The organism is Cupriavidus sp., from assembly GCF_057315035.1.
In genome coordinates, this window is sequence record NZ_DBHKYV010000013.1 from 1 (window position 1) to 14,126 (window position 14,126).

Below are 14,126 nucleotides of genomic sequence, written 5' to 3' on the forward strand. Positions count from 1 at the left end.
GGATGCCGCGATCGGCGCCGATGGCCATCGCGGTACGCAGCGTTTCCTGGCACTGCGTGGTGCCGCACGACACGGCGATCACTTCGGTCGCCACACCGGCTTCCCTGAGGCGCACGGCCTCTTCCACGGCGATTTCGTCAAACGGGTTCGCACTCATTTTCACGCTGGCCAGGTCAACGCCCGTGCCATCCGACTTCACACGGACCTTCACGTTGGAATCCACTACCCGCTTCACTGCAACAAGAATTTTCACTGCATTACCTTTGAGATTGTTGAACTCCATTGGTATGGGTACTCAGCGCCCGAAAGGGATGCCGACGAGTCGTCTCGGTTACACCTTGTCCGACAGCGTGGCCCGTCCGTTCGCAAGTGCAACGACATCGCGCTCCTTCAGGCGAGCACGGAAGGCAACCTCGTTGCCGCCAAGCTTCCAGCACTCGAGCACCAACGTTTCACCTGGATAGACCGGTGATGTCAGGCGCGCCCTGATCGAGGTGAGCCTGCGAGGGTCGTAGTCGCAGAATGCCTTGACGATTCCATGGCACGCATTGCCGTACGTCGCCAGGCCATGGAGGATAGGACGTGCGAAACCAGCCCTGGATGCGATTTCAGGGTCAATATGCAAAGGATTCAGATCGCCGGAAAGCCGATACACGAGCGCTGCATCTGCACGGGTCGGCAGTTCAACCGACACATCGGGTGTCGTTTCCGGGGTCGCCGGTGCTGCAGGAGCAGCTTCGTCACCGCCACCGTTCTCCGAGAACCCACCATCACCGCGCAAGAAGAGAACCTGTTCCGCAGTGGCCAGGTGGTCACCACTGGCAGCATCGCGCAATGTCTTTTCAACATGGAGAATTGCACCTTTTCCAGCGCCCTTGTCGACGATGCGCGTGACACGGCTACTGCCGACCAGCGAACCGGCAGCGGGCAGCGTCTTGTGCAGGGTCACACTCTGCTCGCCGTGGACCAGCTTCAGGAAGTCAATCCCCAGTTCCTTCCGGTCGCGCATCCAGGATCCCGGAGACGCCAGTACGGCCGCCATGGTAGGAAGCGTGACAAGATCCTTCTCATAAACGAACCGGAGTTGCCGCTCATCGATCGGGTCTGCCCCGATGCCAAGCCCCAGCGCATACAGGATGCTGTCCTTCTCGGTGTAGGTGTGCTTGACCTCGCCCGACTCCCAGGCTTTTGTCTTCAGATAATCAATCATTTGTGTACTCGGTTTTGGGAAGAGCGGGCCAACGGAATTGCGCTGGCTCCTTTGAGGCGAAACGGCGGATCGATTCGCGCGCGTACTCACTGCCTGCCGCAATCGCCTGGCCAGCCGCTTCCATGTTGAGCATCGTTTCGAGGTCGTTCTGCAGAGACTTCTGCAGCGCCTGCTTGGACAAGCTGATTGCCGTCGCTGAAGAACCTTCAAAGCTGCGAGCCATTTCCAACGCCCGTTCCTTCAGGATTTCAGGTGCGACCACTTCCATGGCAATGCCCATCGACTGGGCCTCATCCGCGAGAAACTCTCGCGCCGAGAAAACCAACTCCTTGGCCCGCTGAACACCGACGATTCGTGGCAGCGTGTACCATGCCCCAACATCCGGAACCAGACCGATTCGATGAAAGACGACCGCCATCCTGGCCCGACGGGAACAGATGACGAGGTCGGCCAGCAGCGCAAGACTCAGGCCGCCGCCATACGCGACGCCGTCGATCGCGGCTATCACAGGCTTGTCCAATGCCGAGATCGCCAGGACCAACTCCCGATAGGGGCTCATTGCCTGTCGACGTTGCTCGGTGTTCCGAGGTGCACCGCCACCCATACCCTTGACGTCGCCACCGGAGCAGAAGTCGCTTCCCGCACCAATCATGACAACTGCTCGTACTCGCTCGTCTGAGCGGAAGGAACGGAACATCTCGGCCATCGCATCGGTCATGGCGACCGTCAGTGCGTTCTTTGCCTGAGGCCGGTTCAACGTTACGACCGCTACACCGTCCTGGTACTCCAGGTTGATTTCATCAGTCTGGCTCATGCTTGCCCTTGCTTAATGGAAAGCGGAACACCATCCTGAATCACGTCACAGTACTCCGTCATACCAAGTACTCGACGGCCTTCGCAGGTGTACTCGGTCAGGCTTTCCGTGATGCGCGTGTACGACGTCGAGGCACTGTCTGCGCGCCGATGGCGAAGCGGCACCGTAGTCAGAACCTTTCCTTCCACCACGTACGTCTTCCTGGCCGTGGTGATCCAGGCGGTCAGACGCCTGGGGTAATAGGCTTCGTCGTATTCCGTCTCGACGCGACCATCGATGACCGGCTCGTACTCACCGTTTACAAGTACGTTGCCGCTGATCGGAAGCGCAGCGACGTTTGGATCCTTGACGGAAAACAGCACGCCGAAATCCCGGTCAAAGGCCACGGGCAGCCATTTGTACCAGGAGAAGCTGTGCCAATGCCGAGGCCCCCAGGACTTGTCCCGATAACCTGTCCCGTTCTCGAACCTGTATTCGGCGCCATCCACGGCGACATTTCCGCGCACCCCCATATGCTGCTCTGTGTGACCTCGATAAACCGCGTGCTCGGCATCAAGGTCAAGCGGTGAGCCGTCGAGTTTGACGATCTCGCCGCCGTGCATCGGTGAGACGCCGGTGAACTCGAGAGAGATCGAGGCGGGTCGCTTGGGATAGCGCTTGAAGGCGGCGCTGGGGTCTGCCATGGCGAGCGGATCATCCATGACGAGCAGTTCGCCCGCATACGAAACCCGCAACCGCTTGAATGGCTCCAGCACGTCAAAGCGCATTCCGCCCGCTTCCATCGCGTCATTGCTGGATATCTTGGGGCGGGAAAACATGAATCCAACCTGGCCGTTCGGCAGGTACACGCAGCAACTCATCTCGGCGTGTCCCTCATTCACCCGGTTGCCAATCCGGACCCACAGCCCAATTCTGTTGGTGGTGTCGAAAGCATTGAAGTACATGCTCTCGTTGTAGTTTGAAACAGCTTCTGGCGTATGCGTGTACTCGTCTTTAGGGTCTAACAGAAGCTTGGTGCCAGGGGGCATGTACATCGTGTGCGATCTCCTTGCAGGTTGGGAGTCAATACGTGGCGCTGGCCAGGAAAAATCTGTCGTTCCTGGCCATCCGCAGTCCGGCCTCCGCCGTCGCTTCAACCCGCGCTGCTACGTTCCTTGCGTTATCGTTCGCCGCGTTTCCGTCGCGCGCCCGGCGAGCCACGCCCTGTTGGATCGCAGCGAGCCGGAACATGTTGAACGCCATATAGAAGGGCCATCTGTCAATCCCCTCTGGTGCCTCGATTCCGACATGGTTACCGTACATGCGGACGTACTTTCGCTCGTCGGGAATGCCAAGGCTGTCAACATCGACACCCGCCAGGGTTCGATGGGTCCCCAACTCCAGATGCCAGTTCATGCAGTGGTACGCGAAGTCGACCAACGGATCGCCTAGTGTTGACAGTTCCCAGTCGAGCACCGCGACGATGCGCCATTCCGTGGGATGGAACACAACATTGTCCAAACGATAGTCACCGTGAACGATCGTGGTACTTGTCTGTTTCGGAATACTCGTCGGGAGCCACTGAATCAGTGTTTCCATTGCATCGATCCGATGCGTCTCCGAGGATCGGTATTGCCGTGTCCACCGCTCGATCTGGCGTTCGACATAGCGCCCCTCCCGTCCATAGTCCGCCAGGCCGATACGCTTGTAGTCGACCAGATGCAGCGCTGCCATGACACGATTCAGTTCGTCATATGCAGCACGACGTTCGTCGTTTGCCAGGCTCGGCAGCGTCTGGTCGTCGAAGATGCGGCCCGCTACAAAATCCATGATGTAGAAGGCGCTGCCAAGGACAGCAACGTCCTCGCAAAGTACCCGTACACGAGGGACAGGCACCTGCGTTGGCGCCAGACTCTGCATGACCCGGTACTCGCGCTCGATCGCGTGGGCAGATGGAAGCAGCGTGCCAGATGGCTTGCGACGAAGTACATAGCGGTCCTGACCTGCATCGAGAATGTAGGTGGGATTGGATTGGCCACCCAGAATCCGGCTAACCTTCAGCTGACCTTCGAATGGACCAACCTGCTTACGCATGTACGCAGCCAGGCGCTCGACAACGCCGGAGCCTGCCTGGAGGATGTCGCCGGATTCCATGATTACAGACTGATGTGGAATCCGCCGTTGACGCCGAGATGCTGACCCGTGACATAGCTCGAGGCATCCGACAGCAGGAAGCACACTGTCTTGACCACTTCATCAGGCGTCGACCAACGACCCAGGGGAATCTGAGCCAGCATGTTGTCCCGGAACTTCTCACCGCGAACGACCTCGGTCATTGGCGTCTCCACCACACCGAAGCAAACCGAGTTGGCGCGGACGTTATAGCGCCCCCACTCCCGGGCGGCTGTCATGGTCATGCCGAGCATGCCTGCCTTTGCCGCGGAATAGTTGATCTGCCCAATGGAGCCCTTCCGGCCTGCATCCGACGAGATGTTGACGACGGAACCACCCGCCTTGTCCCCGTCCTTGGCGCGCGCGACCATGTGCTGCCCAACGGCACGCATCCAGTAGAAAGAGCCGCTGAGATGAACGTCGATGACATCCTGCCATTGCTGATCCGTCATCTTGTCGATCATCGCCGGACGAATGATCCCCGCATTGTTGACCAGGCCATGCACGGCGCCGAATCGCTCCACGGCGTCAGCAATAGCCCGCGTAGCAAGCGCGGAATCGGCGACGCTGCCGGCAACGGCCATCACCCGGTCTGCCGGCAACGGCGCAAGGGATGCGTTGAGCGTCTCGCCGTTCAGGTCGACGGCAACAACGTTTGCGCCAAGCTCCAAGCCAAGTTCGACCACAGCTTTGCCGATGCCTTGGGCTGCCCCTGTCACCACGATGGTACGACCTTCCAACGACACGATTTGCGACATCATTTGCCTCTTTATTTATTTGGTTGAACCAATGATATTTCGGAGGCGTTGCAACGTCAACGAGATTTCGCAGCGAAGCAGCAAATACCGCCTTCGATGCACAATGCGCGGATTACCTTGGCGTGGCAGGCTGCAGATCGATATTTGGTGAGGAGAGGTGCTTCAGCCCGGATTACCGGGCTGCAAAAAGCGGGGGGGGGGAAGCGGAGGTAAGCGGGGTATTTGATGCAGGTGTACACGGCGCATGGCGTGAAGCTGCGCCAGTTTCCAGTTGCCCGTTGCCCGTTGCCTGCGATCGGCAACGGGCCGTAGGTGCGCGGGCTGGTCCCCCTGGCCTGTCAAGCCCAGTGCGGACTGTTGATCTTGAGCGAGTCCTGCAATGTGAGAAGCAGGTGGTCTACCAGTCCAGGATGATCTAACGGGAGTTCCCCCGAAGCCAATCGCGAGGACATTTCGGTGTTCAGTTCCTCAAGGCTTCCCGTCGTGCCTAGAAGGCTTTCAACACGGCGTTGTTCGCCCTCTTCTGCCGACACCCGCAACTGCAGTTCACGCATCACAGTTCGCACAACATTGATGCAGACTCGCGTCTGGAATCGATGGTAGCCCTCAAGCGTGGGAAGCAGAGAGCTCTCAAGGTAGTCGGAGGCCGCAAGGAGCAACCGATCGGCTTCTGGTACGAACTCGGTCATTGGTATCTCCCCTTCTCGTATGGACCGGTCAAAGTCATGAAGTCCCACAGCGGCTCTTCAAGCCGTCGCCCGATAGCACTAAGCTCCAGGCTCGCCTGTCCGCCACCTTGTGTTTGAGCGGAGCCGCGTCTGGCACATGCGATGGCCCATTTGAGATTTGCGAACGCCTCCCAGAACCTCACTCTTTCGGGGTCGACGGCTACACCGGAAACGGATTCATAGCCTGCGTAAAGGTCTTCGCGTTGACCGAAGCCCCCGACATCCAACGCGCCCCCAAAACGCCAACTCCGCATACAGAGAACCCCCAGGTCTTGCATGGGGTCCCCTACCCTGGCAATCTCCCAGTCCAGGACGCACCGTAATCCGTCCGGGCCAACAATCAGGTTGCCGGTACGGAAGTCGGCGTGGACCAACGCACTCGAACAGGACTCAGGAAGATGCTCCTCGACCCAGCGCAGCGCATAAGCCAGCGCCGGATTTCGTACGCCACACTCGTCGAGCAGTTCCCGGTATGCAGAGAGCTCCTCCGCCGGTGACATGACCTTGAGGAATGACAGGCCTTCGGTCGCTACCTGGTGAATGGTGGCAAGTACTTCGCCACACTGTTTCGCCAACATCTGGCGCGCACTCGCAAACCCCTCGTCACGTACGATTTTCCGTCCAAGCGTTTCACCATGGATGAACTCCGTGATGTAACCCGGACCCATGCCATCAACGTCCTCAAGGATCGCACGCACCACTGGCGCCGGAGCACCCGCGCTGCGCGCCGCCTTCATTACGGTCGCATCCTCACGGGCCGTAAGCTTGGGCACCCGACCGGATGCTCCAGTAAATGTCCCCGTGAGCTGCAAGATCATTTCCTGGGCAGCGCCCCGGGAATGCCATTCAAATGCCCAGGTTTGTTTGGTCGCGCCACCGGTAAGCCGCCGGAGTCTGGCAACCTCGCCGCTCTCCCCTGCACCTTTCCGAAGGACTCGCTGTAACCTCTCCGCAAAGCGTTGATGGTCCGCCGCGCCATCCATCAGATCCTCCGTCCCGCTGCTTTCCAGAAAGGATCCCGCAGCCGCCGTTTAAAAATCTTGCCGCTGTCTTCGCGCGGCAGCGACGCATGGAAATCTATGCGTTTTGGGACCTTGTACTTCGCGAGATGCAATGCCAGATACTTCTGGATATCGGCTGCACTCAGTTCTGCCCCCGGCATGAGTTCCACCGCAGCAGCAAGCGATTCGCCGAAATCTTCATCGGGGATACCGAATACAGCGCAATCGTGCACACCGGGGCATTGTGTGAGCACCATCTCAATCTCCGCGGGGTAGATGTTCGTCCCGCCCGAGATGACCATATCCGAACGCCGATCGCACAGGTAGAGCCGACCGTCCTTCAGGTAGCCGACGTCCCCTACACTGATTAGCCCGTCCCGTTCAACATTCTTGCGCTTTTCCTCGTTGTTCAGATACGTAAAGTCTGCGTATGCCGGCACCCGCATGTAGATTTCACCTGGCGAGCCATCCTCTACGCGTTGCCCGTCCTCTCCGTAGAAGGCAATCCGGGTGCCTGGCGTTGGTACGCCGACCGTGCCTGGATGCTCAAGCCAGTCCTGAGGCGTCGCCACCGTTGCCGTGCCGACTTCCGTGCCACCATACGTTTCATAGATAATCGGCCCCCACCACTGCATGAGCTCTTGCTTGACCTCCCGCGGGCAAGGCGCCCCCGTATGGGTCACCCACTTCAGTGAGCTCACGTCGTAACGATCACGCACTTCCTTCGGGAGCTTCAGGATTCGAATGAACATGGTGGGCACCATCACCGCATTGGTAATGCGGTACTTCTCGATGGCGGCCAGCGTCTCTTCCGGATCGAACTTGGATTGCAGCACCAGCACGTCCGAGGCCATCAGCGCTTGCCTGCCATAGGCGTTGGGCGACGCGTGATACAGCGGTCCGGTGACGAGCGAACGTACGCCTGGGGTCAGCCCATAGACTTGCTCGATCAGCTTCACGTATGCCTGCGCCTGCTCAGGGCTGGCCGGATCCCGCTTGACGCCCTTTGGGTGGCCGGTGGTTCCCGAGGTGTAGATCATGGTAGCTCGGCCGCGCCTGGCGGGCAGCTCCCAGGGCTCGAACGGCTGGCACCAGGCACTCCACGACACGTCACCTTCTTGGGGTTTTGTTAGCTGCCCTGCAATCCCATAGCGCTGTTGGACTTCCGGCGGCGTTGGGACCACCAGCACCTTGATGCCTGCCGGTATCTGGGAGCGCATCGGTTCCAGCAGGTCGGCATGAGCAACCAGGACTTTGGGCTTCGCATCGTCGAGAACGTAGAGAATCTCTTCTGCCTTACCGTGCCAGTTCAACGGTACCGAATACGCTCCGATGGCTGCGGCGGCCTGCTGCACCTCAAAAAACGCGAAGTCATTACGCAGGAGCAAGGCGACCGTATCGCCCTCTCGAATGCCCATCTGGTCGAATCCCGTGGCGGCACGCAGTGCTTGCTGTAGTACCTCTTCGCGCGCCTTCGGGCGCCCATCCAGGTAGATGGTAGCTTCGCTCATTTCTGTCTCACTCCGTTGGTCTTGTCTTTATCTACGCGTAAATCAATGACGCCAGCTTCGAGGCGTGCGAATCACCGTCTCCGAAGAGTTGGTCTAACACGTGCACTCTTTGCAAATAGTGCCCGACAGCGTACTCCTCGGTCATACCAATGCCACCGTGCAATTGAATCGCGCCGAGCGTGACTGCTCGTGCGTGCTTGGCCACCGACAGTTTTGCACGATGCAAGTCAAGGTCAGCACCCTCCGACTCATGATCATCCACTGCCACAGCCGCCGCCATGGCCATGCTTTTGGCCATTTCCAGACTTACGAGCATCTCGGACGCGCGATGACGCAACGCCTGATTCTCTCCAATCAGTCGCCCGAACTGCTTGCGCGTATTCAGATAGTCCATCGCGAGCCGAAATGCTGCGCTCGCCGCGCCGACCATGTCCGCGCACACTGCAGCGATACCCATTGCCTGGGTGTTCTCGATTGCCTGCAATGCACGTTGACCGTCAAGGGGATTGCCAAGAGGTGTAGCTTCCACCTGGCGCAGAACAAGCTCACTGGCCGAGGTGTCGTCTACCAGCCGGAAGCCACGCGCATCCAACCCCGCCTGGCCTGCGTCGACGAGAAAGAGCGCACAGCCATCCGTATCGCCTGGTGAACCCTGGACGCGTGCGCTCACAATGTATTGATCGGTCCGCCCGCCCCCCAGCACATTCGTCTTCTGGCCGCTCAGCAGCCATTTTCCGTCTTCGTTGGTGGCGATGGTTTCTACCCACCACGGTGCGTGGCGTCGTCCCGCCTCATCATGCGCCCACGCCAGCCTTCGGGTTCCCGTTGCCATTTCGAGAAAAGCCTCCTTTGGCCGGGGCTCGCTACCGAACGGTCGCAGAGCGGTGACCGGCAGCACGTTTGCTGCGAGGAACGGTTCCAGGGACAACACGGCCCCAAGCTCTTGCATGACGGGAAGCAGCGCTACCGCGCCGCCACCGAATCCGTCCAGGGTTTCCGGCACCAGAAGCGCCGTAAGTCCGAGTTCTGATAGTCCAGCCCACGATTGCTGATCATGCCCGTCACTGCTCTCGGCATACGCCCGACGGCTCTCAAATCCGTAGCGATCCGCGAGTAGCCGTCGCAAGCTATCCTGAATAGCCCGTTGGTCATCGTTCAGTTCGAAATTCACTTTGTCTCCCTATCCCACAATTGCCTTGGCCAGGATGTCTTTTTGTACCTCGCTGGTGCCACCGTAGATGCTGGCGGCGCGCGAGTAGAAGTAGCGCGGCGTCAGCGGTCCGTGCACCGTGTCGTCCTTGCCTCGTTTTTCCAGTCCCAGAGGACCGGCGATGCGGGCCAGGAGCGCATTGATATCCTGTTGCAACTCGACGCCCTTCAACTTGAGCACGGAGGCAAACGCCGGCAACTCGGCCTGCGCACTCGGCGTAAGCAGGAACCGCCAGTTTGTCACTTCCAATGCACGGATCTCTGCATCCAGCGCAGCGAACTCGGAACGCAGCTTGATATCGTCGATTAGCTTTCCGGAACCCTGACGGGTCCGACTGGCACACTCACGTGCATAGTCCAGGCGCTCGCGACACAGGCCTACGTTGGCAATGCCCGTACGTTCATTGCCCAACAGGAACTTTGCGCAATCCCAGCCGCGGTTTTCCTCACCGACAAGGTTGGCGACCGGTACGCGTACGTCGTCGAAGAACACCTCGTTCAGGTGATGATCGCCATCAATGGAACGAATCGGCCTGACGGTGATGCCAGGCGACTTCAGGTCGATGAGAAGGAACGAGATGCCCTCCTGCTTTCGGCCTTCCGGGTTGGTTCGCACCAAAGCAAAGACCCAGTCAGCCCAATGAGCTGTAGTGGTCCAGATTTTCTGTCCGTTGACAACATAGTGTTCGCCGTCGCGCTTCGCGGTGGTTCGCAACGATGCCAGGTCGGAGCCGGAGCCGGGCTCGGAGAACCCCTGACAGAACCACAGGTCGAGGTTCGCGAGCTTCGGCAGGAAATGCTCGCGTTGCTCAGGCGTGCCATACCGCATCAAGACTGGTCCCAACATTGTCACGTTAAAGACCTGAGGCAGCGGCGCCGGCGCCCGGTACAACTCATCCATCAGAATAAGCCGCTCCATCTGGCCCAACTCGGCGCCGCCGTACTTGCGTGGCCAGTGTGGCGCTGCCCAGCCCTTTTCATTGAGGATGCGCTGCCACGTCACGGTATCTTCCTTCTGCGGCGGGTGCCCTGCTCGCAAGCGGGCGCGAATTTCCGCAGGCAGTCTCTCTGCAATGAAGGCCCGCACCTCCGCGCGGAATGCCTCCTCTGCGGGCGACAGTCGTAGATCCATTTTCTTGCTCCTCCAACGTAGATTCGCACTGCGCGAACACGTGTGTTATTTTGGTTCAACCATTATACTTAAGGCAAGAAGATTGTGCCCGGTAGCCGCATGAGCCAGCAGTGAAGACGTGGAGGAATTACTTCAAGTGGCGTATAAGGCGCCCATCCTCTGATACCATACGAACAGAGGTTGATCCAATGCAAGACACAAAAAAATGCCTACGAAAATGAAACCTGCCGTGCCCAGCCAATCGGATGAAAGTCCAGCGGGTCCCATCTTCAAGCGCGTGCGCACGAGGCGGGCATTCGAAGCTGTCAGCGACCAGATCCGCCAACAACTCGCAGCCGGGGAACTACGGCCCGGCGACCGGCTCAACGGTGAACTTCAGTTGGCAGAGCAGTTCAACGTTAGCCGTAGCTCGGTGCGGGAAGCGTTGCGCAGCCTCGAAGCCGCCGGCGTTGTGGAAGCGCGGACCGGCATCAACGGAGGCTTCTTCATCCGAAGTGGCAACACCACTACTGGACTGACGCAAACAGTTCAGGATCTGGTGTCGCTTGGTCAGGTCTCGATAGCCAATGTTACTGAAGCTCGCATCGAGCTGATGACTGTAGCCCTCCGCCTGGCATGCGAACGAGCCACCGAGGAAGAACTGGACGCGATTGAAGCGGACGTCACCTATCACACCGAGTTGTTCCGCCAAGGCGGTGGGTCACGAAACTCCAAATCAGTCATCGAGTTCTACCGACTCATAGCCCAGGCAACCCACAATGCAGTCATCGTGCTGATGGTCGATGCCTTGTCGGAGATCATTCGGAAGCTGCTGGCGCAGATCGCCCCTGAGCCACGGCGGGACATCATGCAAGTTCGGCGAAAGGTCATGGCGCGCCTGCGGCAGCGTGATGCCGAGGGGGCTCGCCAGGCAATGACCACACACTTGCGGCATGTCAGCGAATATCTGGAAAGCGAGAGCAAGAAGCCCGCAAAAAAGCGGAAGGTTGCCGCTTGATCACCTCCAACTCGCACGATTGCCGCAGTAACTCGACCACGCTTGTAAGCCTATGACCACCTCTCCGTTGAAATCCGCAGATGCCTCCCCTGATGTTGGAGGCGTTCGTTTTGAAGCTGTCCGCTCAGCTAGAGCCTTCGAAGAGATCGCCGATCAAATCCGCGCGGAGCTTGCGGAAGGAAGACTCAAAGTCGGTAGCAGACTGCCGGCGGAGCGAGCGTTAGCAGTTCAATTCGGCGTCTCTCGCAACACCCTGCGAGAGGCTCTCCGCTCCCTCGAGCATGCTGGATTGATCCGGCTTCAGAAGGGGGCTAGCGGCGGAGCGTTCATCAGCGAAGGGTCCGGCCTCGCCATCTCGAATAGCCTGATGGACTTGTATCACGTCGGGTCCATTTCGCCGGATCAACTGACGCAAGCCCGTATCTGGCTTGAGTCCATCATTGTTCGCGAAGCGTGCGAGCGCGCGACCGCCGAAGATCTGGCTGCACTGCAGCAGAATATCGACGATGTAACCCGGGCTTCAGAAGAAGGCGACTTCCCCCGTCGTGCCGAGCTTCACTTCGATTTTCATCGCGCACTTGCCAGGATGTCGGGCAACCCCATCATGGTCATCATGATGGACGGCCTGCTGGCCGTGCTGGGCAAGTTCGTCAACAGTATTGGCGAATACGAGAACAACTTCGTGCTGCCGTCCCGCAAGCGTTTCATGAAACACATGCACGCCAAGGATGCCGATGCTGCTGTTGCCGAGATGGAGGCCAGCCTCAAACGGCTCCAGCAGGCTTATCTTTCGCTCGTTACCGGGAAAGAAGAGGCGCCGAAGTCCCGACAGAAGCGCCCCGCCGCAAAAAAAAGCACCTAGTCAGGCGTCAAGCCACTTTACTGCCGAAGACAGGTCAGCGCGACTCGTTCGGAATGTGTTGGCCGGATGACGTGTGTCGGGGAAGCCGAAGGAAATCCCGCATACAATGCGCCTGTCCTCCGGCAGATCGAGACATTCCCGGACCCGTTCAGGGCGGGAAGCCAGCGCAGCCTGCGCAATTGTGGCAACACCCAGGCTGGTCGCCGCCAACATGAAGTTGGCCACGTAGCCGCCGCAGTCGACCGCCCCGTAAGTAGAAAGGGCCTCGTCGCTGGTCACAATTGCCACATGCGGAGCACCAAATAACCGCAAGTTCTCGCGCGCCTGCTTTGCAGACGCCGCGCGGTCGCCACGCACAACGCCAACTGCGTCATAAAGCGCCAGGCCGCATTCCCGGCGGCGCTCCTGATAAACCCCTCGATACTCTCGCGGCCACTCGAAGTCCGGACGCTTGTCATCTTGCTCCGACGGGGCCAGCATGGCCTCACGAAAGCGCTCGGTTGCCGCGCCGCGAGTAATGACCACCTGCCACGGCTGGGCGTTACACCATGATGCGGTGCGCTGTGCGAGCGACACGATTCGCTCTACCACGTCCTGCGGGACCTCCTCAGGTAGAAATGCGCGACAGCTATGTCGCGCCGAAAGAAGATGCTCAAGGATGGAGCTTGCCTGCTCCTCACGATTATTCATATCTCATCTCTCCAGATACTCGGTCCTCGCCACTGTCGGACCTCGACATCGATTCATCCACGACTATCGAACGACTATCGAACTACTGCCAACGCGCTCGCGCTCGTCAGGCTCTCACGGCATTCGGCAACCATCCGCTCCAATAATTCTTCACAGCTCGGGATGTCGTGAATCAAGCCGACCACCATTCCAGCAGTCACGATCCCGCCATCGGGATCACCCTCTTGCAAGGCAGCTTTCCCTCGAGCTCCGGCCACAAGATGACGTATATCGTCAAACTCACAACCACCAGGACGACGTTCGGTGGCCACGACCTCGTCCGACACGACGTTCTTCAATACCCGCGCCGTATTCTTCAGCGTCCTGAAGATAAGATTGGTGTCGCGCTCGCTTGCGCCCAGAAGCCGCTGCTTGATGTTGTCATGAATCGGCGCTTCCCGTGTCGCGCAAAAGCGCGTCCCCATGTTCACGCCATGGGCACCGAGCGCCAGGGCAGCGGCCATGCCGCGACCATCAGCAATGCCACCCGATGCAATGACAGGCACCCGAAGTTGCCGGGCAGCTATCGGAATCAGCACCATCCCCGGAATGTCTTCCTCACCGGGATGCCCGGCACATTCGAAACCATCAATGCTGATGGCATCCACGCCAAGTCGTTCCGCTGTGAGCGCATGCCGGACGGCAACGCACTTATGGATAACCTTGACCCCGGCAGCCTTGAGCTTGGGGAGGTATTCGAGCGCCTTGTTTCCAGCCGTCTCCACCACACCAACGCCGTTCTCGATAATGGCGTCGATGTACTCGGCATACGGCGGTGGCTTGATAGTCGGAAAGATCGTCATATTGACGCCGAAAGGCCGGTCAGTCATTTCACGACAGCGACCAATCTCCCGATGCAAGGCCTCTGGATCAGGCTGAGTCAGACCGGTCAGCACCCCGAGCCCGCCTGCGTTTGAGACGGCGGAGGCGAGCTCTGCTCGCCCTACCCACTGCATACCACCCTGGATGATCGGATAGGCGGTACCCAGTAATTCCGTAATGCGTGTTTTCATGTAGAACCTTT

The 14,126-nt window shown here is 59.2% G+C and carries 15 protein-coding genes; 2 read left to right on the forward strand and 13 right to left on the reverse strand.

Translation table 11 applies throughout. From position 1 onward, the window contains the following. The 11 genes from ACO550_RS17250 to ACO550_RS17300 form a co-directional block, all read right to left on the reverse strand. Positions 1–253 (reverse strand): electron transfer flavoprotein subunit beta/FixA family protein (locus ACO550_RS17250; RefSeq protein WP_485994913.1); only part of this gene is annotated, 253 nt, incomplete at its 3' end. Positions 254–331: 78 nt separating this feature from the next. Next, positions 332–1,210, reverse strand: coding sequence for a MaoC/PaaZ C-terminal domain-containing protein (locus tag ACO550_RS17255; RefSeq protein ID WP_315593197.1), 879 nt, complete (start codon positions 1,208–1,210; stop codon positions 332–334). Next, a complete protein-coding gene (locus tag ACO550_RS17260) occupies positions 1,203–2,024 on the reverse strand; it encodes an enoyl-CoA hydratase-related protein (RefSeq protein ID WP_315593198.1) in 822 nt (273 codons plus the stop codon). The genes ACO550_RS17255 and ACO550_RS17260 overlap by 8 nt, the downstream gene beginning before the upstream one ends. Continuing rightward, positions 2,021–3,058: a DUF7064 domain-containing protein gene (locus ACO550_RS17265; RefSeq protein ID WP_315593199.1), complete on the reverse strand. Its 1,038-nt coding sequence runs from the start codon at positions 3,056–3,058 to the stop codon at positions 2,021–2,023. The genes ACO550_RS17260 and ACO550_RS17265 overlap by 4 nt, the downstream gene beginning before the upstream one ends. A 28-nt stretch (positions 3,059–3,086) precedes the next feature. After that, positions 3,087–4,157 carry a phosphotransferase gene (locus ACO550_RS17270; RefSeq protein ID WP_315593200.1) on the reverse strand — a complete coding sequence of 357 codons (1,071 nt, stop codon included), beginning with the start codon at positions 4,155–4,157 and terminating at the stop codon, positions 3,087–3,089. A 2-nt stretch (positions 4,158–4,159) separates the two neighbouring features. Next, a complete protein-coding gene (locus ACO550_RS17275; protein WP_315593201.1) occupies positions 4,160–4,936 on the reverse strand; it encodes an SDR family oxidoreductase in 777 nt (258 codons plus the stop codon). 335 nt (positions 4,937–5,271) lie between these two features. Beyond that, entirely contained in the window at positions 5,272–5,622 is a 351-nt protein-coding gene (locus tag ACO550_RS17280) for a DUF6285 domain-containing protein (RefSeq protein WP_315593202.1), read from the reverse strand. Further along, positions 5,619–6,644, reverse strand: coding sequence for a phosphotransferase (locus tag ACO550_RS17285; protein ID WP_315593203.1), 1,026 nt, complete (start codon positions 6,642–6,644; stop codon positions 5,619–5,621). Before ACO550_RS17285 ends, ACO550_RS17280 begins: the two co-directional genes overlap by 4 nt. Continuing rightward, positions 6,644–8,173, reverse strand: coding sequence for an acyl-CoA synthetase (locus ACO550_RS17290; RefSeq protein ID WP_315593204.1), 1,530 nt, complete (start codon positions 8,171–8,173; stop codon positions 6,644–6,646). The genes ACO550_RS17285 and ACO550_RS17290 overlap by 1 nt, the downstream gene beginning before the upstream one ends. 31 nt (positions 8,174–8,204) lie before the next feature. Next, complete coding sequence (locus tag ACO550_RS17295) at positions 8,205–9,344, reverse strand: acyl-CoA dehydrogenase family protein (RefSeq protein ID WP_315593205.1); 1,140 nt, start codon at positions 9,342–9,344, stop codon at positions 8,205–8,207. A gap of 9 nt (positions 9,345–9,353) precedes the next feature. Continuing rightward, entirely contained in the window at positions 9,354–10,514 is a 1,161-nt protein-coding gene (locus ACO550_RS17300; RefSeq protein WP_315593206.1) for an acyl-CoA dehydrogenase family protein, read from the reverse strand. Positions 10,515–10,743: 229 nt separating this feature from the next. On the opposite strand from ACO550_RS17300, the gene ACO550_RS17305 reads away from it, so the two are divergent. Next, entirely contained in the window at positions 10,744–11,511 is a 768-nt protein-coding gene (locus ACO550_RS17305) for a FadR/GntR family transcriptional regulator (protein ID WP_315593207.1), read from the forward strand. Positions 11,512–11,563: 52 nt separating this feature from the next. After that, entirely contained in the window at positions 11,564–12,373 is an 810-nt protein-coding gene (locus ACO550_RS17310; protein WP_315593208.1) for a FadR/GntR family transcriptional regulator, read from the forward strand. Here ACO550_RS17310 and ACO550_RS17315 read toward each other — a convergent pair whose 3' ends face one another. Next, positions 12,374–13,063, reverse strand: a complete 690-nt coding sequence (locus ACO550_RS17315; protein ID WP_315593209.1) for a nitroreductase family protein — start codon at positions 13,061–13,063, stop codon at positions 12,374–12,376. A 74-nt stretch (positions 13,064–13,137) separates the two neighbouring features. Then, entirely contained in the window at positions 13,138–14,115 is a 978-nt protein-coding gene (locus ACO550_RS17320) for a nitronate monooxygenase family protein (protein ID WP_315593210.1), read from the reverse strand. Positions 14,116–14,126: the final 11 nt, after the last annotated feature.